The sequence below is a fragment of the Enterococcus sp. AZ109 genome (assembly GCF_051714625.1).
Lineage (GTDB): Bacteria > Bacillota > Bacilli > Lactobacillales > Enterococcaceae > Enterococcus_A.
On the sequence record NZ_JBIOSF010000001.1, the window covers coordinates 2,589,932 to 2,611,894 of the forward strand.

Genomic DNA, 21,963 nt, shown 5'->3' on the forward strand with positions numbered 1-21,963 from the left:
AAGGATTCATAGAAAGGATGTCAGATGCAAATCAGAGAAATAGTAGTTGATAATTTCGCTGGCGGCGGAGGCGCCAGTACTGGAATTGAAATGGCAATTGGACGTTCTGTGGACGTGGCAATCAACCATGATCCAGACGCAATCGCTATGCATGAAAGCAACCATCCGAACACTAAACATTATTGTGAAAGTGTCTGGGATGTCCATCCGAGAGAGGTAGCAAATGGCCAGCCGGTAGCACTATGTTGGCTATCACCCGACTGTAAACATTTTTCAAAGGCTAAAGGCGGCACACCGGTCAATAAGAAAATCAGAGGTTTGGCATGGGTTGCAGTGAGATGGGCAGCAACTGTTAAGCCAAGAGTAATTATCTTGGAGAATGTAGAGGAATTTAAAACCTGGGGACCGCTGATTATAACTGAAAAAGGTGCCGTCCCTGATCCAAAGAAAAAGGGGCAGACATTTCAATCTTTTGTCAGAGCAATAGAGAGGCAGGGTTACGAAGTTGAATTTAAAGAATTGCGTGCATGTGATTATGGAGCACCAACCACTAGAAAACGGCTTTTTATGATTGCACGCTGTGATGGGCAGCCGATTGTTTGGCCAGAACCAACACATGCCCCGCGGGATAGTGAAGAGGTACAGCGTGGCGAAAAGTTACCTTATCGAGCAGCTGCAGAGTGCATAGATTGGGAAGTGCCTGGTAATTCAATTTTTGGACGTAAAAAACCTTTGAGTCCCAACACGATGAAGCGAATAGCTAGAGGATTGAAAAAGTTTGTCATCGACAACCCCGAACCTTTTATTGTAACTGTTAACCACAGCGGGGAACAATTCCGAGGGCAAAGTATTCATGAGCCTTTGAATACTGTAACCGCAAAGAATGGATATGGTGTGGTTTCGCCGTATATTTCTAGAATTGGACAAACAGGCTTTGGTGGTGACAGGCTTTCCTATTCATTGACAGATCCGTTGACGACCATAACCACTAAAGCGGAGCATTGCCTAATTTCTCCAACGCTTATTCAAATGGGATATGGCGATCCAGAAGGCAAGAGAGTTCTTGATCTAGATAAGCCGTTGGGAACTATCACAGCTGGCGGCAATAAATTCGGCTTAGCAGCAGCTTGGGTAAAAAAAGATTACAACAACTCTACTGGAGATAACTTATCAGATCCTTTATCCACAATAACGAGTCAAAGCAATCACCATTCATTAATGACAGCACATCTAGCAGTTAATAATACTGGACATCCTGGTAGCCACATTTTAGACCCGATGTCTACGATCACCACTGGCGGAAATCAGATGTTGATATCTTCTTTTATTAGCAAGTATTACGGTGGCAACTATCAAGGGGAAGGAATTGATTTGCGAGATCCGCCCGATACCATTACTCAAGTTGATCATCACTCAGTGGTGTCTGCGTTTATCGCAAAGTCGTATGCCGGACAGTCAAGATCGGTAGCAAGCAATTTGAACGATCCGTTACACACAATTCCAATGAGAAGCACTCACTCGTTAGTTGAAGTTGAAATGGAACAAGATGCGCAACGCAATCTTGAAGTGCAGCTTTTCTTCGAAGAATATTATGACAAACCAGTTTTTGGCGATAGAGCCAAGGATTCTGTATTCATAACTAAATATTATGGGCAGGGAGAAGGACAAAAGGTTGACGAACCTCTTCATACCATTCCAACAAAAGATCGCTTCGGATTAGTTACTATTCAGGGTGAAGACTATCGGATCACGGATATTACATTGAGGATGCTGCAGCCGCATGAACTCGCACGAGCGCAAGGGGTTCCTGATAATTACGTACTTGATAAAGATAAGGATGGTAAAAAGATCAGCAAAGCTAAGCAAACTGCAAGAATCGGAAACATGGTTGTACCAAATTGCGCTGAGGTACTTGTTAGAGCAAACCTACCAGAACTGTGCAGCGAGCATCCTTTTGTGGAGCAAGGAGAACTTTTGAATGCCGACTTTGGTTGGGAAGCTTAAAGGAAGATAGTATGGAATGGAGGGTGGTGACCAAGAAAAGATTTAGTATCTCAGTAGTAAGTGGCGAATAGGGCATTTAATCTACTAAAATAAATTACAGTGCACTTGTATCTTTTAAGAAATCGCGTGCTCAAGAGACCCTATCAAACAAGAGTAGGGTCAAAATTTAATATTTGAATTAGATAAGCTGAGAAAAGATTATCATTGCTAACACTATCAATTGGCTCATAATTAGTTGTCTTTACTCTTAAGTTAAAAGTTGAAATATTATCAAATTCGACGGCTTTTTTTGCCTCCTTTGTTTCATTTTGTAAATTAATAGTAATATCATGAATTCCTGGAAGGAAGATAGTAGAGAGCCATTGCCTATCATTATTTTTTCTTGTAGATGTTCGTGCAAGGTAAGCAAATTTTTCGTGTCTAAAACCCACAGAAAAATAATAGCCTTGGTCTTTGTCTGCTGATTTGTACTGATTCCATCCCAATCGAATGAGATCATTAATTATTTTACCAACATTTTTAACAGTCGTGGGGTTTCCAGTAACTCTCTCAGCGTTTCCGAAATACTTGAACTCTAACCAATTTTTACTATAGATTTTATAAGGTTTCAATTCGTCTTTTAAAATGAATTCTTCGAAATCAACATACAAATCACATCTTTTGCGATGAGTCGCAGTTGATGCGTAATGATCGAAAGGTTTCTCTAATTGGATCAGATGAAGGGGATTATCAACATTCTTTGAATTCAATTCTTGAAGAATACAGTTACTAAAAATGTTAACAAATGATCTTTCACGTAAATTCTCACCATCAGCATTTGCCAACAAAGCTTCAAGAGTTTTGAAAAAACTTGATTCAATAATCATAAAAAACACTCCTTTAATATTTATTATATCAGACTGGAAACTAAACTAACGACGGAAAGGATGGAGTGACATAATGGGAAAATATCGCTGGCATGTCAGTCGAGTTAATGAAGCGCCGGAAGTCGTGCGTCACTATAACTGGATCACTAAGCTGTATCGTTTTATTTTGAGAAATCCCACAATGTTTGCTGGAAAAGAATTAACGATATATGACCACCATCAACCGATTATCAACCTTCATTTTGATGAGATAAAACGTCGATATGATCTAAAAAATAAAGAAACTGTCGAACGCAAGCAAATACTAACCTTGTCGAGGGAGGAATCAAAATGAATCAGCAAGATATTTTCAATTTATTTGGTGACGGAAAGGGATGATCATTTGAGTGGGTTTGTAATAGTTGTCAGTCATCCTTCTAAAAAAGATAGCTTATTGGGAAGAGCAGTTAAAAAAATTAGAAGTCAATTAACCAAAGATAGAATAGAAAAGAAAGAAGGAAAAGAAAATGGAGAAAATTAATATTAAATGGCAACAAGGACCAGTAAAAGAAGCAGGTGTAAATGGTGTTCAGATCGTGGATGTTCTGAAGGCCTGCCGTGATCGTTTAGCAGCATTGAATGCTGAATTTCCTTGCCGGGAAAACTCCATCACCTTAACAAAGCTTGATGAAGCTATCATGTGGCAGGATAAGCGGACGGCTGACCGTGAAGCACGCGGTGTCGAAGGTGAAAATAAAGCTTAACCACATTAACCAAGCCACTAACCACGAGTTGTACTGAAGCATAGTCCGCTAATGTCAGCCAGATGATTCAGCAATCTGCTTAGCAATATAGGCTTGTAAATCTGTTTTAAAACATTCTTCGTACTCCGCAAGTATTGAATCTAAATGCTCATGATAGTACTTAGCAGCCTGCGTAGGGGTTTCAAATTCCGTCAAAGGGATAGTCATAGAATCTATAGTTGAGTTAGATACATTTTTCATCAAATCTTCTAAGTTGATAGTAACAGTCATTGTAAGCCCACCTTTTTTATAAAGTATATCATCAGAAAGGAGTGATTTCCATGGATCGCTCGTCTAATGAACGACAAGCAGCGATTAACAATCAAGACTTGCATGATATTTTAGAAGCGATTAACGCAAAGCAAGAATCAGACGCAGCTCTTAAAGAATTGTCGCGAAATTTAGCAGTTTTTAAGGAGTCTCTGATTTATAACGGTTTCTCAAACTTTGAAGCATTATACCTAACAGCACAGTGGATGGAAACTATGTTCAAAATGAAACCAGGAGGAATGCAATAGTGGGGAAAACAAAATCAAAGATTAAAAAGAAAAAACGCCGGTTGAAACAGAAAGCTAAAGAAAATGGCACTTCAAAGAAAAAATAAAAAAAGCCGGATTCCTCCGGCAAGTATAATTTTTCAGCAAAACTATTATACCACAGGAGGAATTTAGGTCATGGTACTTTTTGATGTTAGCAAATACGAAGTTCCCGATCCCAAAAGCGTGGACATTGATAAAACAAAATATAATGTTGGAGTGTTTCTGTCAGCTTATCTGCCAGCGAGAACTCGCGTAGGACAACCACGTGAACCAAAAGTCACAAGCAGCTTTTCCCTAATTCCTCCCAGTACAGTAAATGAGAATCAGGGAGAAGCTGAACAAATACTAATCCAGAATGAGGAGGCTCTGGAAGAATTCGAGTATTTGCACGATCTGTTTATAAAAGGATTTTCTGTAATTCAGCATCCATTTAAGCCGGATATCACAACAAGGAGAAAGCGAATATTTTACGATCGATACATTTTAGGCTATTCGGTATATGTGACTGCCGAACGAAATCATATTAGTGAAGACTTAGTATCACAAGAAGCAACGAAAGCAATAATTCAGTTTGCTTCAGCGCTAGAGTTATTAAAATTTAGGTGAAACATCGGGATTATGTACGCAGATAGTGCTGATACTATGCTGATATTCTAAAGTATTATGATAGTGTTGAAAGATTAGGAGATGAGCCCTAGATCGATTCTAATAGACACTCACAAAAATCTATTAAAATTTGAAGGGGGGGAACAGTTCCTATCTCTCAATTCTTTATAATCGTTTGCAAGGCGATAAAGATGGCGGCATAAATAAACTTAAGGAGATGAACACTCCTTCCTTTTAATTTCAACAAGTGCCGCCTATTTTCTCTGGTATAATAATTGTATCGAACTAATATACCGGAGGAACCAGTATGACAGACATTGTTAATCAAATTACCAAATCAGACGTTATTATAGCCGCAATGATAGGATTATTCGGGATAATTATATCTGCTGTTGTTTCATATATCGTTGCTAAAGTTCAATCTAAAAGTACAGAGAGGAACTTAAAGGCACAGTTGGAAAGCGAGATAAAAAAGATTGAGCTGCAATATGAAATGCAAAAATCGCTTGATAATCACAATTTTATCAACAGGTTATTACTTGAAAAAATGACGGAGTTGCAACATGAATATAATAAATGGATACAAGTAAGTAAAAAAGATGCGGAGATACATTTGGAACTGACTCAATCATACAAATGTGAGTTCGATAAAGAAATAGAACTCGGAAGAATCATAGAAGAGAATCGGAAAAAAAGAATTGAATTGACAGAAAATGTCGATGTTCTTGTCAATTACTTTCCAGATTTAAAATCGGTATGGGATGATGCTAAGTCGTATAGTATGGAAATGATAACTAATACGGCAAAAGTAGGTTCTGAAAGAACTGAGTCCTATTCGAGTATAATGGATTTTCATAGAATTACAAAAAAGTTGAATGGCAAACTGGGTGAAACCCTAATGGAGATTATGGATAGCTTGCGGGAGCCCTCATGAGGTAATTTATCTTTTACCGCTGGCAATAAGAGCTTTTCGTGTAGGTTGCTGCTACATATAGGAATTAAGATCGCTTCGGCGGTCTTTTTATTTTGGAGGAAAATACTGATGAACATTAAGAAGATGCGAATTTCTGATTTAAAACCAGCGCCGTATAATCCGAGAATCGAATTAGTGCCTGGAATGGAGGAATTTGAAGTTTTAAAAAGGTCAATTGAAGAATTTGGCTTTGTTGATCCTCCAATATTCAATATTCAGACAGGCAACTTAGTCGGTGGTCACCAGCGTGTTGCCGTAGCTGAATATTTAGGTCTATGGGAAGAGATAGAAGTATCAGTGGTCGATTTACCTATCGACAAAGAAAAAGCTCTTAATGCGGCTCTTAACAAGATTTCGGGTAGGTGGGATGATGAAAAACTTGCTACGCTTTTAGAAGAATTATCTAAAGAACAAATAGTTCTAACTGGCTTTAGTGATAACGAAGTCGAGGATTTATTAAAGTCTTTCTCGGTTGTTCCTCAAGACTTAAGTGATGATTTTTCAAACAGCGAGATTGATATCTCTGATTTTTCGGAGGACAAGTTTGACTGTGAATGTCCAAAATGTGGTTTTAGATTTTCACAGGAGAGAAGCAGATGAGCGATTGGAATTGGAGTATCAAAGATATTGAAAAGGTTCAAAAAAATAGACTGAAAGTATTCTCTTGTTTCAGCTGCGGTGGTGGCTCTTCTATGGGCTATAAGTTAGCTGGCTTTGATGTAATTGGGAATGTTGAAATTGATTCAGCCATGATGAAACTCTACATAGAAAATCATCATCCCAAATTTCCGTTTCAAATGCCTATTCAAGAGTTTAATCAACTCCCGATTGAAGAGCTTCCTAGTGAGTTATTTGATTTAGATGTACTAGACGGATCCCCACCATGCTCTACATTTTCAGTTTCTGGGAAAAGAGAAGAAAAGTGGGGTGGAGAATTTAAGTTCCGAGAAGGTCAAACTAAACAGAGGCTAGACGATCTTTTCTTTGACTTTATCCGTACAGCAGAAATTCTACAGCCAAAGGTAATTGTTGCTGAGAACGTCGTCGGATTGATTTTGGGAAACGCACGAGGCTATGTTTCAAAAATCATTGAGTCTTTGGATAGAGCAGGATATGTAACGCAACTTTTCAGACTCAACGCTGCAACGATGGGTGTACCGCAAAAGCGAGAAAGAGTCTTTTTTATCTGTCATCGTAAGGATTTAAAATTTCCTAAGCTTAATTTGGAATTTTCTTGTACACCTATCACGTATGGAGATGTAAGAAGTGGACGTGGAAGAAAGATCCCTACTGAATCCGAGACTTACAAACGTTGGGAGAAAAGGAGACCAAATGATCGTAGTTTAGGGGATGTCATGAAGAGAGAATTTGGAAGAGATAGTAATTTCAGTACCATCATCTTTAAGGACCAGTTAGTTCCAAATACAATAACGTCTTCTTCAATGTATCTTAGAGATGATGTCCCTGAATTTATTTCAAGAGAAGACTTTATTCGAATCCAAACTTTTCCTCAAGATTATAATTTTTTGGACAAGAATGTCCAGTACGTATGTGGGATGAGCGTTCCACCTATCATGATGAAAAAGATAGCTGAACAAATTTATATACAATGGTTGGATTAAAAAAAGAGGCCGGTGCGCTAACACCGACCCTTCTTACAGAGCACTAAGCTCCGAAGATACAGAGAATTCCCACGCGTGGATTTTCGACACCCTCTGTATCTTTTAGCATTTTAGCAGATGCGGAGCGTGCAAACAAATGGAAAATGAAAACTTTGACTTAGAGTATGAAATCGAAAAGGCTTTGGAAAGAGCAGAATCGATTGAAGAATACAAAAAGATTATCCGAGTAGCTTTAGGTAAATGGCTTGCTAACCTGCAAGCTGGGGAAATAAAGCTTAATTCGGTCAGCGACCTCAAGACGTTAATTGAAGCAGATTTGATGTTGAAGGATATTGAAAAGTGATCATATACATTTCTGAAAATGTATGCTAGCTTTTAGTCTGAGGTGATTAAAATGTTCGAAAAAATAAAGGAATATTTTTCGAGAGCAATATTGGGATTGTTTTTTTACGTGATTATGTACTTTTTAGTTAATTTAACAAGAGTGAAACCTGCTGTAGAATTGGTAACAATATTAGTATTGGCCCTAGATAAAAAAACTTATGAGATATTATTAAGCAAAAAAATATCTGATCGACTTGATGCGAAACTATCTTTTTATAAATTTTTCTGGGTAATTATTTATGCTTCAGCTAAATTCACTTCTTCTTTGAGAGAGCTGATTATTGATTGGAGTACTACTCAAAGCGCAAAATTTACCGGATTGTTATCTACTTATCAAGCGTATGAGGTTTTTTTTACACTAATGGTTTCAATCGCCGCCTTTGTTGGTGGAATTCTTATTTTGTTTCTTCTTTTGAACTTCATTAGTAAGAAAGACACCAAAGAGTGAGTATCAATCACTAAGGATAGCTCTCAGTAAAACAAAACTCAAACAACAACGATAGCGAGGTGGTGGTGAATGGATGGCTAGAAAAAGAGACCCTAGAAGAGAACAGGCGAAGCAAATGTTTCTGGAGTCCAACGGCAAAAAGCTTTTGAAGGATATTGCAAAAGAATTTGGCGTTTCAGATTCTCAGATAAGAAAATGGAAATCGTTAGATAAATGGGACGGCGAGTTAAATGGTAATGCTACCAATAGCAAAGGTAACGTTACTAAACAAAAAGGTGCGCCGATCGGCAATCAAAATGCTAAAGGTAACCGCGGTAACAGCCGAGCTTCACCACCGCCTGGCAATAAGAACGCAGTAAAAACTGGCGAGTACGAAACCATATTCGCCGATACGTTAACCAAAGAAGAGAGGGAAATCTACTCAGGATTGAGTGATGACCCTCTCTTTGTTTTGTCTGAAGAGATCAGATTATTAAAAATTCGGCAGCACAGGATGATGAACCGTATCAAGGCAGCCGAGAATGGACTTGATCAAAAAGAAGTCGAACAACTTCATGAGCTCCGCGGCCGCAAGCAGTTTATTGATTCGGAGAAGGGCGGAAAGAAGGTTTCGATCGAGGTTCCTGCGATGGTCATCACTGAGAAGCGAGAGAAAATATTTCGCAAGATCGAGGACATCCTAGCAATCGAGGAAGCACTAACCAGGATCAGCGCCCAGCTCACTCGTGCTGTTAAGCAGCTGAATGACCTCAATTTAACTGAGAAGCGTATGGCCTTAATGGATCGGCAGATCACCAGGAATGAAGCTCAGACGGATTACACGAAAGCTCAGACCACTCGGGCACTTATCAATAAAGATAGCGATGAAAGTGATGGCGGCACAGTCATTAATATCATCGACGATATTAGGTGATTTCTATGGCTGCTAAAATGATCACTCAAAAGAATGTTCAGCTCACTGATGTGCTGGCTCCATCATTCTACCCATTCCATATAGCTGTTAAGGAAGGCTTGAATTCTTCTTACTGGTTAAAAGGCGGACGGGGTTCCACCAAGTCTTCAGCAATCTCAGTTGAAATAATACTGGGTATGGAGAAAGATCCGAATGCTAATGCAGTAGTTCTCCGGAAAGTCGCTGAGACACTGCGAGAGTCGGTTTATGAACAGATGCTTTGGGCTATTGATATCCTCGGGCTTACCGATGAATATCATGCATCAATCAAGCCGCTGCGGATCACTAAGATCAAAACTGGCCAGCGAATAGTCTTCAAGGGTGCTGAGAAACCCAAGAAGGTTAAAGCCAGCAAATTCCGCCGAGGTTACGCAAAGTTTATCTGGTATGAAGAAGTCGATGAATTCAACAGTATGGCCGAGTTGCGAACAATCACGCAGTCACTTGGTCGTGGTGGTTCTGGGATCACGTTGTTCTATTCATATAACCCGCCTGAGTCAAATACTAACTGGGTGAATATTGAAGTTGAGCAACAAAAGCTCCGAGATGAGGTTTTCGTCCACCACAGTGATTACCTAACGGTTCCTGCAGAGTGGCTAGGGGAATTATTCATCCAGGAAGCAGAACACCTTAAAAAGGTTAACAGGGACAAATACGATCACGAGTATATGGGGCTCATCACTGGTACCGGCGCAGAGGTCTTCAAGAATGTTACTGTCCGTGTCATTACCGATGAGGAGATTGCCACCTTCGACAAGATTCACCGAGGGATGGACCATGGTTACGCTGGCGATCCAATGCACTTCACAAAAAATTACTTCGATTCTACAAGAAGGAAGCTCTACATCTTCGCAGAAGTGCATAAGACAGCTTTGTCTAATCTGCGTATTGTCGAAGAGATTAAAAAGGTTGATCCAGAGAATGGCATCATCACTGCTGATAGTGCAGAGCCAAGAACTAATAACGAACTGAAGCAATTAGGACTTAAAATTGTTGGAGCCAAGAAAGGCCCTGGCAGTATTGATCACGGTATGAAGTTCCTGCAGGATTTGGAGGAAATCATTATCGATCCATACCGCTGCCCGAATACTAAGCGTGAGTTTACTACTTATGAACTAGAACGTGATAAGAACGGCAACCTTAAAGGTGAATACCCTGATCACAACAATCACTCAATTGATGCATCACGCTATTCATTAGAAGACGTGTTCACCAATAGAGTTGCGAAAATTAAGAAGAAACCAAAATATTTAAGAAGATAGGACTGAGGTGAGAAAGTGGCTATTGCAATTGACCGGGAACTAGCCGGAGATATCAACAATCCATCGTTTGATGTCATCAACTACTGTATTGAGGAGCATGAAAAAGAGATTCCGCGACTTCAGATGCTGTTTGACTATTATGAAGGCAACCCGCATAAAATTAATGAAGAACCAAAAGACCTACCACATGATCGTGACGAAGTGTTTGTAAATAACGCTAAGTACGTAACGGACATGATGGTAGGTTTTACTGTTGGTGCACCTATTTCTTACACAGCAGCTAATGATAAAGATATTAGTCCGGTGTTGGAAGCTCTGGATACTATGCGTATTAAGAAGCATGATAAAGAGCTGGAGAAAGGCCTCTCCGCAATGGGAGTCGGCTATGAGCTTCACTACTTAGCGATCAAACCTGGTACAACGAATGAAACTATTCCAAAGATTGCCTGGATTGATCCTAGAGGAATGATTCTTGTTGTTGATGACACTGTTGAGAAGAATAAGCTGTTTGCTATTCGTCCGTTAGAGAAGGAAGACCTGAAGCGTACTAAATTCTGGGAAGTGACAATTTTTACCAGCAAGTGGCAGATCACCTACTTTTCAAAAAATAAGAAGTTGGATAAATCAACGATGCTCAAGGAACCGAAAGTACGTGAACACTTCTATCAAGATGTTCCGGTGACAGAGTTCCGAAATAACGAGGAAAAGCAAGGTGATTATGAACAGCAACTGTCGCAGATAGATAAATATAATTTACTGCAGACGGACCGCATTAAGGATAAAGAGAATTTCATCAAAGCTATTATGATCCTTTATGGGTTCACGTTGCCTGATGAAGCTGATAAATCTGTTGATGGCAATGTCGTACTTGAAGCACCATCTAAAGATTTAGGGGCTAATGCTGAGTATGTAACAAATACTTTTCAGGAGTCTGAAGTTCAGACCTTGGCTGACTCTTTGCTGGGTGACTTTCACAAGACAACCTATGTTCCTAACCTGAACGATGAACAATTTGCCGGAAACATATCTGGTGAAGCGATGAAGTATAAGCTATTTGGATTGTTGCTGATTCTCTCCATCAAGATTGGTTATCTGGAAGATGGCATCATTGAACGACTGCGGTTACTACAAAATATCTTGACTGTGAAAGGTCATAACATCGATGTTGAGGGGACAACGATTAAGTTTAAACCTAATCTACCGATCGACCGTTCTAACATCATTCAGCAAATCAGAGACTCACAGGAGTTTATTCCGCTGCTGATCAGCCTTGGTTGGTTGGATGATATTGATGATCCGAAAAGTGTGCTTGAAATGCTTGAGGAACAAAAAGAAAAGAATCTAACCATGCAGGCTAAGGCGCTAGGCATCCAATCAGATGACAGCCACAGCGACTTGGATGAACCGCCAGAGGAGGATGACGATGATCAAAGCAACATTTAATAAAGAAAACGATCGGTACACTCGTTATCAAATAACTGGCCATGCTAATTATGCCGATCTCGGAAAGGATATCGTGTGCGCTGCTGTCTCCGCTTTGTACACGGCGATCACCAACAAACTGATTTGTTGTTCTGCTGTAACAATTAACGATAATGAAGTCTTGATCAATGTGGAGAACGAGGTCTGCGATACTTTGGTTGATACGCTATATACAGCACTTTCAGATATTCAGATGCATTATCCCGATAATGTTTCAGTAGACATTGAAGAAAAAAAGACAGCAAAAGTAAGATATGCTGTCCATGGATATTCAAAAGTATTCGGTTCTGAAGAAGAAGCAGTTAGTTTTGCAGAATCCGTGTCAGTTCCTGATAATCAGGTTTTAACGATTTATCCACCGGGACTAGCGCAGAGTAGCTTTGATAAGGTGAATTAATGTATCCTTGCTTTGGCTTTCTGAGTAGGCTTCTTTTCTTTGCAACCTTAAGCATGATAAAGAGACTTTCAGTACCTTCTTCTGGTGACACCATAATATCTATAGATGTTACAGAATGAGCTTTCAGGATTCCAAAATCACCATCAGGCAAGTCAATTCCTTGATTTGCATCATTAGAATCGAAAAAGGAAATAGCGTGGCGGTCTTTGAGCCCAGTGATCACATTAAAACTTTTTGTATGGTAGTACTGCAATTGGCATGGGTTTGTCCCATCGGATACTTTCAAATCGAAGTAAGAAATATCATAGTTCGATCGGTTAATTATGCGAATGTTTGTGTGAACAATACCGTAATCATTTACTATGGATTGCCCATCATCAAGAATAATAGCTTTGACCCACCGGCTTCTTCCTTCTGGATCAAAGTCTAATGTTATTGATTCTTGTTTAATAGCAATAAAAGAAGCTGCAAGTGCTGCGATAGCGATCCAATTATCAATAACATATGAAAAAGCAGTATTAATGAGGCTTAGCAAAGTATTTAATAATTCCATTCAATCATCTCCATTTCATATGAATTATACCAAAGTGGAGGGAGGTTTAGCATGGCTTCGAAGAAAAAGAAGCAAGAAGAAAACTCCTACTGGATCAACCGCGGCATTAAGCAAGAAAAGAAGGTAAACGATGTCGCCCAGCAAGTCGAGCAAGTCGTTATCCGCGCCTATCGCCAAGCTCAAACTTATCTGACAAGGAAAGCACGGAAACTATTCGAAAGGACTAAACAGCGCACAGGGATGGATGCCGAAGAAGTTGAACGCGTCCTTAATGAATTTGTCCACGTTGATGAATTAGTCGAATTACGGAAGTTGGCAGCAGATGTTACAGATCCTGATCTGCAAGAGTCGGCAAAGAAGCGGCTCACCGCTTTAGCATTTAAAGATCGAATAACCCGCGCCGAAGACTTGAAAGCCAAGTCTTTTTTATTTTCTAAGCAAATTGCCGACGTGCAGCTGGATAAATCAACTGAGTTTTACATCGATGTGATTCATGACTCATACCGTGAAGCGACTGCCGAAGCTGTTGTCCAGCAGATCGAACAAGCCAAATCTGATGCAATTATCAATGTCTGGGATGGTCAGAAGTATGACTCGAAAATTGAGAACTTCAAGCAGGCGAAAGAACGCGGCGTTCCGATTGAGGTCTGGAACAACAAAGATTACCGCAAAACAGATTATGAATTCAAAGAGTTGTCGACCAGGTACACCAAAAATATTTTGGACAGTCACTGGCATGAGTCCAACTACTCTAAGCGGATCTGGAAGGACACCGAAGCGCTGGCCAAACGGCTTGAAGAGTTGTTCACCGTTGAATCCATGACCGGCATGTCCGAGTTCGAAATGGCTAAAACAATTGCTGCGGAGTTTGACCGTTCTATCGGCGTTGCACAGCGTTTAATAAGGACTGAGGCCAATTACATGGCTAATCAGGCAAAACTCAAGGCATGGCGTGACAGGGGCGTAGAACAGTATATTCTCGTTGCTGTCTTGGATTTGCGAACCTCCAAAATATGCCGCAAGAAAGACGGCAGGATTTTCTTAGTTGCTGATGCTGTTGTAAATGGTGCTGAGGGCACGTATCCGCCGTTTCACCCATGGTGCCGAACTGTTGCCGTCGCTTATCTGGGAAGGCGCTCACTGCGTGGGAAACGTACCGCAAACGATCCGATTAGTGGAAAGACAATGACTATTCAACAGCAGGATACTTATAACGATTGGATGAACAAGCTTAAAGAGAAATACTCCGATAAAGAGATCGAAGTCCAGCAGCAAAAGATTGTTAATCGTAAGAAAGACGCTGCTGATTACAAAAGGCTTAAGGATGTTCTTGGAGCTGAATATAGTCCAGAAACATTGGAAGAATACCAAGAAACCAAGTATAATGATGGTGAGGGGTGGACGGAGTTAAAGAGTCTTTACCGTGATGTCAAAGGAATGAAAAAAGCTTTCGATGACTATTCAAGGGTTCCGGGCAGAAATATCCCATTTAACCATAGGCCTAATTCAGTGGTAGATGCCTTTGACGGTTCTGAACATTTCCAGCGTCGTTTTTATGGAAAAACGGGGAAACCACGTTTGGATTTGGATTATACAGCTCACGGCAATCCAATTACTCACCCTGTTGTTCCCCATGCGCATAATTGGACGCCTTATGAAAAGAAAAAAGGCGAACTTGCAGCGAAACGTGAAAAAGGTTGGCGGGAACTGACAACAGCTGAGAAGATCGTAAAAGAATGGAGTGAGAAGAATGGCTACGATGAATGATATCCTTTTTAGTCTTGAGATTAACTATGAAATGGAGTTCATCTACAAGAACAAGCATTACTACTTGGGTTACAATGAAGGTCCAGGCTGTTTCATTATAGAGTCTCCTGAGAAAAAGATAGCTGAAACTCGCTCTGAAGACAGAGAAGAAATACTTAGATTACCCGTTTTTGACGGGAAGTCATTTGTTGAAATTTTCCCAGAAGTCAAAATGACATTTTATCAAGCTCAATAAATAGCATCCAATCATTGAATAGTGATCGGGTGCTATTTTTTATGCTCAAAAACGAGGTGGAGGTATGTATGTATTCAAGGTGACAATGAAGCATGTGTGGGGAAAGTGGCGCGATTTTACTTTCGTTACAGCAGCTACTACAGAACAAGCAATCATTCAGGCGCTGAAAGAAATCAAGGTCCCCGATAAGTTTAACGATAAAGTGACCATCACGGTTGCTGTCGAGGGCCCAGCGTTTAAGAATAATATGAAAAGAGGAAAAAAGAATGGAAAACATTGATATCAAGTGGCAAGTAGGTCCAGTGAAAGAAGCAGGATTAAATGGTGTTCAGATCGTAGATGTCCTGAAGGTCTGCCGTGATCGATTAGCAGCATTGAATGCTGAGTTCCCATGTCGGGAAAATTCCATCACTTTAACAAAGCTTGATGAGGCTATCATGTGGCAGGATAAGCGTACTGCTGATCGTGAGGCACGTGGGGTTGAAGGAACTAAACAGTCTTAAAATTAATTAGCTACTGTCACTCCTTTTTGGTAATATTCTAATAAAAAGGAGTGATAAAAATGAACCAACTACCAACTTTAACCAATCAAAACTTTCCACCAATCCAAATAATTCATACTGGAAGTTTCACTGAAGACTTGATCATTACAATTATATCTACTTTTGCCACTGCACTTTTAGCGGTTATAACAACGCTTTTGATAAACAAGCATGTTGACAAAAAGAATGCTGAATTACTAGCTGAATACAAGGTAGCCGATGATAAAAAATTTATTGAGCAATTGGAAAAATATTTCGATAAAAACATAAGTATTCAAAATAAGTTTTATTATCAGAAGAAAAGAATAGAAGATTTTGAAGTAGCTATCGCGAGTTTTGAAACAATATATAGTGATCTAGTGGTATTGCGATCACTAATTTTATTCTATGAAGAAAAGGGAAAAAGAGGCGATTATCTTGAATTATATAGCCATCAAAGTTATATCAGACTGTATAAAGTGATAGATGAGTTATTCACATTTTTTAACACCTATTACTTAAATACTAAAGTTCATACCATGTTTTTGGAGTTAAAGGAACATGCGCACTCTCTTTTCTCACAAATGGGCGACTTTCAAGAAGATAAAGAATTAACAAAAGTCGACGAGATAAAATATGAATCCGTAAATGATATTGCAACCGCGGTGCTGATCGACAAAATCAGTTTTGTTCAAGAGTTGAATAAAGAATTTCAAAGAAAAGCCCATTAGCTACTTTGGGCTCTATAAATTAAGTGAGCACAAATCGTATGTGGGTTTAAAACTGAATAGCAAATTAGCAAGCATCGTGTCTGGGCGAAAGCGTGGATGGGGTGCTTTTTGTTATGCCAAATTTTAAACGTGCATGGGAAAAGGAGAAATCAATCTATGAAAGAATTTATCGCAAAAAAATGTGAACAGAAATTACTAGACCTTAATCTGCAAATGTTTGCTGAAGGAGGTGGCGAAGGCGGATCAGGAGAACAAGGCGGTGCCGGCGGATCTGGTGGAACGCCGCCAGCTGGAGCAGGCACAGAGCCAATTTCTTTCGCAAACCAGTCGGAACTTGATTCATTTGTCGATAAACGTTTAGCCAAATCCTTGGAAACCACCCAAGCTAAGTGGAAAGCAGAGCAACAAGAAGCACTTGAAGCTGCTAAAAGTGAAGCGGCTCGCATGGCTCAAATGTCAGCTGAAGAAAAAGCACAGCTAGAAGAGAAGAAAAAGCAAGAGGCTGAGGCTGAACGCTTAGCGGATATCACCCGACGTGAACTTCGACTTGAAGCTTTTGAAGAGTTGACGGAGCGTAGTCTTCCTAAAGAACTGATCGATGCGGTTGTTCTTACTGATGCTGATGCATGCATGAAATCAATTGACAGCATTGAGAAAGCTTTCCGAGCAGCAGTCGAGGAAGGTGTTAAGGAACGTTTAGCAAGTTCTGCTCAGCCACCTAAGTTTGGTAGCTCTAGCGGCGCATCTGAAAAAGGTTCATTAGGTGCGCGTTTGGCTAAACAAGGTCAACAAAAACAAGAAAGTAAATTCTTTAAAAACTAGGAGGAATTAGTTATGGCCAAAATGGGCACAGTAACGAACAAAGGAAAGAACATTAAACAAATTTTAGCCAACGCAACACTGTATCAAGCGTTTGGCGCTCAAATCAAAGCAGACGGCGTGGTAGCTGATGCGAGCGGACGGAAGATCATTCCAGCAGGTACACCAGTTGGTGGCAGTGATAACTTCTTGGCTGATGAGATGGCTGAATTGAAAGTCACTAACACAGCCGGCGATGCCCCATCAACCCAAGGTGTATTGCTGTATGAGGTAGATGTAACTAATGGCCCCGCTAACGGAACTGTTGTGGTTTTCGGATTCGTCAATGAAAACCGATTAGACACTGCACTAACTGTAGAGTCTGGTGCTAAAACTGCTTTAGCTGGCAAAGTCACTTTCGTTAAACGAAACGCGTAGGAGGATAATCAAATGAAAATGAAATTACCAATGAATTTACAGTTGTTTGCTGAACAATCTATTTACACAATGGTAACAGCGCCAGAAGTAGCTGCTTACTGGACTGAAAAGCAACAAACGCTACCTCCATTTCTTGGAGAAGAGTTATTTCCTGCAGACAAACAGTTGGGAACAGAAATTAAATGGTTAAAAGGCGAAACAGGGGCTCCTAAGATGTTGAAACCATCAACGTTCGGCACACGAGCAATTCCACGTGGTCGTAAAGAATTCGATCAAGTGTTGACAACTCTTGGATTCTTCAAAGAGTCGAAATACATTGATGAAAACTTACGCCAACAATTGAACCTAGTTATGGCATCTGGCAACCAATTGATGATCGATACTATCTTGAAAAAGATTTTTGATGATATCACTGATCTTACTTACGGCGCCGCTGTTACTCGTGAAGTAGCTCGTATGCAGCTGCTGATGACTGGTAAAGCTGAATTAACTGGCAACGGTCAAAAATACGAGTTAGATTACGAGTTTAATCCTAATCACATGGGCAATGCCAAGGTTTCTTGGTCTGACGCTGAGAATGCTGATCCTTTTTATGATATTCAAACAGGTATCGAGAAAATTCAATTAGACACTGGAGAAACTCCTACACGTGCTGTTACTAATCTAGCAACTTTAAACAAGATTGTGGCCAATCGCAAATTGAACAAAACTATCTCTGTTTTCGGCGGTGGCGATATTATTCTAGGTCGTCAAAAGGTTGTTGAATACTTCCGTAATGAGTTGGGAATTGATATTGTCCTGTACGATAAACTTTATGAAAATGAAGCTGGCGTAGCGACTAAATTTATTCCTGATGACAAATTTGCATTGTTGCCAGGTACTGCTTTGGGAACTACTGCTTTTGCTACAACTCCTGAAGAATCTGACCTAATGACTAACGGGAAATCAAATGTATCCATCGTTGATACCGGTGTGGCAATCACTACAATGACGGAAGAAGATCCTGTGACAGTCGAAACGAAAGTATCTATGCTGTCGCTACCTACCTTTGAGAACATGGAAAAAGTGTTTATTCTCGACGCTGTAGCACAACCGTAGTCAGGAGGACAATTGAATGTATAAAGTATTATCCGAATTTATCGAGGGTGGCCATCATTATAAAAAGAATGATGATTACCCTTTTTCTGACACAGTCGATCAAGAACGTGCTGAATATCTAGTCAATGCTGAAGCAAACGGCAGAGTAGCTTTCATCGAAAAAGTAGTTGAAGAACTTGCTGATGAAGATGAACTACCTGAGGATGTTATTGATGTTGATTCGATGAAAGTCGAAGAACTAAAGCTGTTTCTAGATAAAGAAAATGTCCCATACGAACCCAAAGCTAAACGTCCTGAGTTACTGACACTAGCGAAGAAAAAGGTTGGCCTATCTGAATAGGAGCGATCATATGAACGAAACTAATAAGAAATGTGTGGAGGACCTGCAGTCAGAACTTGCTAGGAAATTCTCCATTACCGGTGACGATAAACTTGCTGTTCTGGCTGATGATATTAAAGATGCTTTGATGGATGCTCTTGATTATTGCAATCGGGAGACTGTCATAGGGCACATGTCATCTGCTATTAAGGACCTCTACATTTTCCGCCGTAATACCGAAGGAAACGAAGGGGAGACTTCTAAGACTGAGGGCGGCGTATCTCAGTCTTTTGAGGTCGGTATTCCTAAGAAGATCCAAACTAAGCTCAATCGTTACCGTGTAGCAAAAATAAAGAAACTATAAGGAAGTGATCAAATGGCTTATAAAGTAATCCGAACGTTTGCTGATTCCGAGGATGAAGGACACGTGTACAAAAAAGGACAGGAGTATCCTCACAAAGATTCAAAGGAGAAGCCTTCACCCGAACGCATCAAGAGGCTAACTAGCGCTGACAATAACTCAGGTGGTGCATGTATTGAGAAAATTCAAACTAAAGCTGAAATTTTAGACAAATTAGCTGCTGATTCTAAAAAATAGAAAGGTGGCTTTTTTATGCGACTAAGAGAGCAGGACTTACGGACTTGTTATCTTAAAAAGCGAATCGTCAAAACAGACGATGAAGGTAATTCTATTCATGTTTACTCAAAAGCTCGTACTCAATTCAAAATGAATGTACAGTCAGCTGGCGGGAAAGTTGCTGCTGAGATCTACGGCGAACGACTACCATACATGAAAGCCTGCAAGTATCAAGGCAACATTCTGGCTGAAGGTAAGAACGAAGGCGATGGTGTATGTGTCTTTGCTGATAAAGACTCCGAACCTGACTTCAAAATTGTAGCTATCCAAACCTTTTCCCAACACCTTAATGTCACACTGGAAAGGTTGGGATAACCATGGGAGTTGAAATTAAGGGTTGGGATAGTCTCAAGCGAAAGATCAAAGCTACGTCTAAAATCATGGCTGATGCTACTTGGGATGCTACATTCGACATTGTTGAAGAGATAGCTGCTAGAGGTGCTAGCAAGATCCAGTCATCAACAACACACGGATCTGGCGAGCTAGCTGGATCTGTTAAACAGGAAGTAGTTGTTGACGGAAGCGGAAATATTGTTGGTCGTGTCTGGTCTGACAAAGCTCATGCAATCTTTAGAGAGTTCGGTACAGGTCCAGTCGGCGAAGCATCTAAAAAGGATTTGCCACCAGATGTGTACCCAACTTACTCGCAAGAAAAGTGGTTTATTCCTGTTAACCAGGTGGCAGTTGATCTCAATGCTGTTTATGGAATTCCAAAGATCAAAATTCAAGAGCAGGAGTTCTATATGACTAGCGGACAACCAGCGCGCCCTTGGCTGTATCCTTCGCTCAAAGAGGTACTGGAAGATGTCCCGAGTATTTATCAGGATCATGTACGAAAGGGGCTGAGAGAGCTTGGCAACTAGGTACAACATTAAGCCCGAGATCGTCGCAACGCTTAAAGGTATATCGGGTTTAAAAAAAGTACGTTCTACGATTCCTGCTGAATGGAAAGAGTTTCCATGCGCTATTTACTCGACTAAATCTAAAGCAACAAATCAAGATTTGTCGATGGAAGAAGTCTACACTCAATGGATTATCAGTATTGACGTGTACGACAATAGAAATCCTGTAGGTGATTTAGCAGAAGAGGTAATCAAGCGAATGAAAAAATTAGGATTCAAAAACGAAGAGGCTGGTGATAACAATGTCACTGGTCTTTTTCGCATACAATTAAAATTCACTGGCACCGTCAATAACGAGACGTTGCTGGTAACACATTAGAAATGAGGGATTAAGCAAATGAAGGATAATAAATTATTCTCTATGGATTTACAGATGTTTGCCGGAGAACGTGGATTGTTATCAAAAGGTACTAAGCTAGGTTACAAAGCAGGCGGAGGATCTACTTACACAGACGTGAAAGGATTGCAAAGCACCCCAGAGGTCGGTGGAGATCCTGAACAAGTCGAAGTCACCGATTTGTCTGACAGCAAGAAGCGGTATGTTTCTGGTTTACAAGATGTTGATACGCTGGAGTTCGGTGTGTTATATGATTCTGCAGTATTTGGAGCACTTGAAACACTTCAATCAAACGACACTTCAGTTGATTGGGAACTAGCTTTCCCTGATGGATCGAAGTTCACCTTCAAGGGCAAACCAACAGTTAAGATGGGCGGGGCAGAAGTAAACGGAGCTTTGGCCTTCACTTTATCAATCGTGGTTTCTGAAGGTCCAGACTTTGTACCAACCGTTTAATAGATTATTGAAGAAGGCTAGGGAAACCTAGTCTTCTTTTTCACTTTATGTATAAAACTAGGAGGAATTAACATTATGAAACCAATGGAATTAGAACTAGGTAGCAAGAAACTTACTTTAAAACTGGATGCAAATGCAACTGTTGAAATTGAAAAACGATTAAACAAATCTCTTTTCTCAATCATGATGACCTCTAATGGCGGATTCAAGATCCCTAAACTGGGTGAAATGCTTACAATCATTCATGCTTCAACTACTACAGCCAATGTAAAGCAGGCAGACATGATGAAGTTCTATGATGAATTCGTTGAGGGTGGCGGCACTATGATGCAGTTGTTTGAGAAAATCCAAGAACTAATGGAAAAAGCAGGTTTTTTCGACAAGACAGAAACGGAAGATTCCAAGCTGACCTCAGAGGAAGCAACGGACGACAAGACTCTAGTTTAGAAAGCTATTCAACACTTTCCGATTTATTAGAAGCTATGTATCAACCTGCTGTTGAGGCTGGTATCCCTGCGGACAAATACTGGTCACTTAGTTACGAAGAGATCATTGTTCAAGCTACCGCTAATCAGAAAGTCCGTGAGCGTGACATGAAAGAGAAAGCAATCATGGACTATAAACTAGCCCAACTCAATGCCTTTTCTTTCAATGATCCTAAGAAAATGCCAGGGCTTGATGAATTTTACGGGTTGGAATCTGAGACAAAAGCTAATGAAACACTTGACGGTAGTGAAGTGACGCAACAAGAAATCTCAGCTGAAGATCGTAAATGGATGCGTGAGCAAGCAAACATGATGCAAATTGCCGCAGCAATCAAAAGAACAAATGCCAGAAAGCAGGAAGGGGGATAG

At 40.2% G+C, this 21,963-nt stretch carries 33 protein-coding genes and 2 pseudogenes; 32 read left to right on the forward strand and 3 right to left on the reverse strand.

The features are described from left to right. The first annotated feature begins 24 nt into the window (after positions 1-24). On the forward strand, positions 25-2,004 hold the full coding sequence (locus IGI42_RS12605) for a DNA cytosine methyltransferase (RefSeq protein WP_438716222.1): 1,980 nt from the start codon (positions 25-27) through the stop codon (positions 2,002-2,004). A 143-nt stretch (positions 2,005-2,147) separates the two neighbouring features. On the opposite strand, the gene IGI42_RS12610 is transcribed toward IGI42_RS12605, so the two are convergent. Continuing rightward, positions 2,148-2,870, reverse strand: coding sequence for a hypothetical protein (locus IGI42_RS12610; RefSeq protein WP_438716223.1), 723 nt, complete (start codon positions 2,868-2,870; stop codon positions 2,148-2,150). A gap of 73 nt (positions 2,871-2,943) precedes the next feature. Here IGI42_RS12610 and IGI42_RS12615 point away from each other — a divergent pair, with 73 nt between their 5' ends. The 3 genes from IGI42_RS12615 to IGI42_RS12625 are packed head-to-tail and all read left to right on the forward strand — an operon-like array spanning position 2,944 to position 3,613. Continuing rightward, positions 2,944-3,204 carry a hypothetical protein gene (locus tag IGI42_RS12615; RefSeq protein ID WP_438716224.1) on the forward strand — a complete coding sequence of 87 codons (261 nt, stop codon included), beginning with the start codon at positions 2,944-2,946 and terminating at the stop codon, positions 3,202-3,204. 48 nt (positions 3,205-3,252) lie between these two features. Further along, positions 3,253-3,390 carry a hypothetical protein gene (locus IGI42_RS12620; RefSeq protein ID WP_438716225.1) on the forward strand — a complete coding sequence of 46 codons (138 nt, stop codon included), beginning with the start codon at positions 3,253-3,255 and terminating at the stop codon, positions 3,388-3,390. Beyond that, on the forward strand, positions 3,377-3,613 hold the full coding sequence (locus tag IGI42_RS12625) for a hypothetical protein (RefSeq protein WP_438716226.1): 237 nt from the start codon (positions 3,377-3,379) through the stop codon (positions 3,611-3,613). Before IGI42_RS12620 ends, IGI42_RS12625 begins: the two co-directional genes overlap by 14 nt. A 54-nt stretch (positions 3,614-3,667) precedes the next feature. On the opposite strand, the gene IGI42_RS12630 is transcribed toward IGI42_RS12625, so the two are convergent. Continuing rightward, on the reverse strand, positions 3,668-3,883 hold the full coding sequence (locus IGI42_RS12630) for a hypothetical protein (protein WP_438716227.1): 216 nt from the start codon (positions 3,881-3,883) through the stop codon (positions 3,668-3,670). A gap of 50 nt (positions 3,884-3,933) precedes the next feature. On the opposite strand from IGI42_RS12630, the gene IGI42_RS12635 reads away from it, so the two are divergent. From IGI42_RS12635 to IGI42_RS12685, 11 genes and pseudogenes are all read left to right on the forward strand, one after another. Then, positions 3,934-4,170 carry a hypothetical protein gene (locus IGI42_RS12635; RefSeq protein ID WP_438716228.1) on the forward strand — a complete coding sequence of 79 codons (237 nt, stop codon included), beginning with the start codon at positions 3,934-3,936 and terminating at the stop codon, positions 4,168-4,170. A gap of 156 nt (positions 4,171-4,326) precedes the next feature. Continuing rightward, positions 4,327-4,797, forward strand: coding sequence for an ArpU family transcriptional regulator (locus IGI42_RS12640; protein WP_438716229.1), 471 nt, complete (start codon positions 4,327-4,329; stop codon positions 4,795-4,797). Positions 4,798-5,104: 307 nt separating this feature from the next. Further along, positions 5,105-5,731: a hypothetical protein gene (locus IGI42_RS12645; protein WP_438716230.1), complete on the forward strand. Its 627-nt coding sequence runs from the start codon at positions 5,105-5,107 to the stop codon at positions 5,729-5,731. Positions 5,732-5,839: 108 nt separating this feature from the next. After that, positions 5,840-6,239 (forward strand): annotated as a pseudogene (locus tag IGI42_RS12650) (ParB N-terminal domain-containing protein); the annotation flags it as partial. 127 nt (positions 6,240-6,366) lie between these two features. After that, positions 6,367-7,392, forward strand: coding sequence for a DNA cytosine methyltransferase (locus IGI42_RS12655; protein ID WP_438716231.1), 1,026 nt, complete (start codon positions 6,367-6,369; stop codon positions 7,390-7,392). Positions 7,393-7,528: 136 nt separating this feature from the next. Then, the gene (locus tag IGI42_RS12660; protein WP_438716232.1) at positions 7,529-7,735 is read left to right on the forward strand and encodes a hypothetical protein; all 207 of its coding nucleotides are present in this window, start codon (positions 7,529-7,531) and stop codon (positions 7,733-7,735) included. Positions 7,736-7,786: 51 nt separating this feature from the next. Next, on the forward strand, positions 7,787-8,224 hold the full coding sequence (locus tag IGI42_RS12665; protein ID WP_438716233.1) for a hypothetical protein: 438 nt from the start codon (positions 7,787-7,789) through the stop codon (positions 8,222-8,224). A 73-nt stretch (positions 8,225-8,297) separates the two neighbouring features. Continuing rightward, entirely contained in the window at positions 8,298-9,137 is an 840-nt protein-coding gene (gene terS, locus IGI42_RS12670) for a phage terminase small subunit (protein ID WP_438716234.1), read from the forward strand. A 5-nt stretch (positions 9,138-9,142) separates the two neighbouring features. Next, positions 9,143-10,438, forward strand: a complete 1,296-nt coding sequence (locus IGI42_RS12675) for a PBSX family phage terminase large subunit (RefSeq protein WP_438716235.1) — start codon at positions 9,143-9,145, stop codon at positions 10,436-10,438. Positions 10,439-10,453: 15 nt separating this feature from the next. Next, complete coding sequence (locus IGI42_RS12680; protein WP_438716236.1) at positions 10,454-11,881, forward strand: phage portal protein; 1,428 nt, start codon at positions 10,454-10,456, stop codon at positions 11,879-11,881. Continuing rightward, complete coding sequence (locus IGI42_RS12685; protein ID WP_438716237.1) at positions 11,862-12,317, forward strand: ribosomal-processing cysteine protease Prp; 456 nt, start codon at positions 11,862-11,864, stop codon at positions 12,315-12,317. Before IGI42_RS12680 ends, IGI42_RS12685 begins: the two co-directional genes overlap by 20 nt. On the opposite strand, the gene IGI42_RS12690 is transcribed toward IGI42_RS12685, so the two are convergent. Then, a complete protein-coding gene (locus IGI42_RS12690) occupies positions 12,223-12,870 on the reverse strand; it encodes a hypothetical protein (RefSeq protein ID WP_438716238.1) in 648 nt (215 codons plus the stop codon). The two genes, IGI42_RS12685 and IGI42_RS12690, sit on opposite strands and share 95 nt — an antisense overlap. Before the next feature lie 51 nt (positions 12,871-12,921). Here IGI42_RS12690 and IGI42_RS12695 point away from each other — a divergent pair. The 17 genes and pseudogenes from IGI42_RS12695 to IGI42_RS12775 form a co-directional block, all read left to right on the forward strand. Further along, a pseudogene (locus IGI42_RS12695) lies at positions 12,922-14,154 on the forward strand (minor capsid protein); the annotation flags it as partial. Positions 14,155-14,620: 466 nt separating this feature from the next. Further along, positions 14,621-14,872, forward strand: a complete 252-nt coding sequence (locus IGI42_RS12700) for a hypothetical protein (protein WP_438716239.1) — start codon at positions 14,621-14,623, stop codon at positions 14,870-14,872. A gap of 64 nt (positions 14,873-14,936) precedes the next feature. Next, entirely contained in the window at positions 14,937-15,152 is a 216-nt protein-coding gene (locus IGI42_RS12705) for a hypothetical protein (RefSeq protein ID WP_438716240.1), read from the forward strand. Continuing rightward, complete coding sequence (locus IGI42_RS12710; RefSeq protein ID WP_438716241.1) at positions 15,139-15,375, forward strand: hypothetical protein; 237 nt, start codon at positions 15,139-15,141, stop codon at positions 15,373-15,375. The genes IGI42_RS12705 and IGI42_RS12710 overlap by 14 nt, the downstream gene beginning before the upstream one ends. A 59-nt stretch (positions 15,376-15,434) precedes the next feature. Continuing rightward, positions 15,435-16,124, forward strand: a complete 690-nt coding sequence (locus IGI42_RS12715; RefSeq protein WP_438716242.1) for a hypothetical protein — start codon at positions 15,435-15,437, stop codon at positions 16,122-16,124. Positions 16,125-16,280: 156 nt separating this feature from the next. Further along, on the forward strand, positions 16,281-16,946 hold the full coding sequence (locus IGI42_RS12720; RefSeq protein WP_438716243.1) for a DUF4355 domain-containing protein: 666 nt from the start codon (positions 16,281-16,283) through the stop codon (positions 16,944-16,946). A gap of 12 nt (positions 16,947-16,958) precedes the next feature. Beyond that, positions 16,959-17,360, forward strand: a complete 402-nt coding sequence (locus tag IGI42_RS12725; protein WP_438716244.1) for a hypothetical protein — start codon at positions 16,959-16,961, stop codon at positions 17,358-17,360. Positions 17,361-17,372: 12 nt separating this feature from the next. Continuing rightward, positions 17,373-18,458, forward strand: a complete 1,086-nt coding sequence (locus IGI42_RS12730; RefSeq protein WP_438716245.1) for a major capsid protein — start codon at positions 17,373-17,375, stop codon at positions 18,456-18,458. A 16-nt stretch (positions 18,459-18,474) separates the two neighbouring features. Further along, positions 18,475-18,798 (forward strand): hypothetical protein, encoded by a 324-nt coding sequence (locus tag IGI42_RS12735; protein ID WP_438716246.1) that lies wholly within the window; start codon positions 18,475-18,477, stop codon positions 18,796-18,798. 10 nt (positions 18,799-18,808) lie between these two features. Beyond that, positions 18,809-19,141: a phage head-tail connector protein gene (locus IGI42_RS12740; RefSeq protein ID WP_438716247.1), complete on the forward strand. Its 333-nt coding sequence runs from the start codon at positions 18,809-18,811 to the stop codon at positions 19,139-19,141. Positions 19,142-19,153: 12 nt separating this feature from the next. Continuing rightward, positions 19,154-19,375: a hypothetical protein gene (locus IGI42_RS12745; RefSeq protein WP_438716248.1), complete on the forward strand. Its 222-nt coding sequence runs from the start codon at positions 19,154-19,156 to the stop codon at positions 19,373-19,375. 15 nt (positions 19,376-19,390) lie between these two features. Then, complete coding sequence (locus IGI42_RS12750) at positions 19,391-19,729, forward strand: hypothetical protein (protein ID WP_438716249.1); 339 nt, start codon at positions 19,391-19,393, stop codon at positions 19,727-19,729. A gap of 2 nt (positions 19,730-19,731) precedes the next feature. After that, positions 19,732-20,277 carry an HK97 gp10 family phage protein gene (locus IGI42_RS12755; RefSeq protein WP_438716250.1) on the forward strand — a complete coding sequence of 182 codons (546 nt, stop codon included), beginning with the start codon at positions 19,732-19,734 and terminating at the stop codon, positions 20,275-20,277. Continuing rightward, positions 20,267-20,635 (forward strand): hypothetical protein, encoded by a 369-nt coding sequence (locus tag IGI42_RS12760; protein ID WP_438716251.1) that lies wholly within the window; start codon positions 20,267-20,269, stop codon positions 20,633-20,635. The genes IGI42_RS12755 and IGI42_RS12760 overlap by 11 nt, the downstream gene beginning before the upstream one ends. A gap of 18 nt (positions 20,636-20,653) precedes the next feature. Continuing rightward, on the forward strand, positions 20,654-21,109 hold the full coding sequence (locus IGI42_RS12765; RefSeq protein ID WP_438716252.1) for a phage tail tube protein: 456 nt from the start codon (positions 20,654-20,656) through the stop codon (positions 21,107-21,109). Positions 21,110-21,184: 75 nt separating this feature from the next. Next, positions 21,185-21,556 carry a DUF6096 family protein gene (locus IGI42_RS12770; RefSeq protein ID WP_438716253.1) on the forward strand — a complete coding sequence of 124 codons (372 nt, stop codon included), beginning with the start codon at positions 21,185-21,187 and terminating at the stop codon, positions 21,554-21,556. A 35-nt stretch (positions 21,557-21,591) separates the two neighbouring features. After that, positions 21,592-21,963, forward strand: coding sequence for a hypothetical protein (locus IGI42_RS12775; protein WP_438716254.1), 372 nt, complete (start codon positions 21,592-21,594; stop codon positions 21,961-21,963).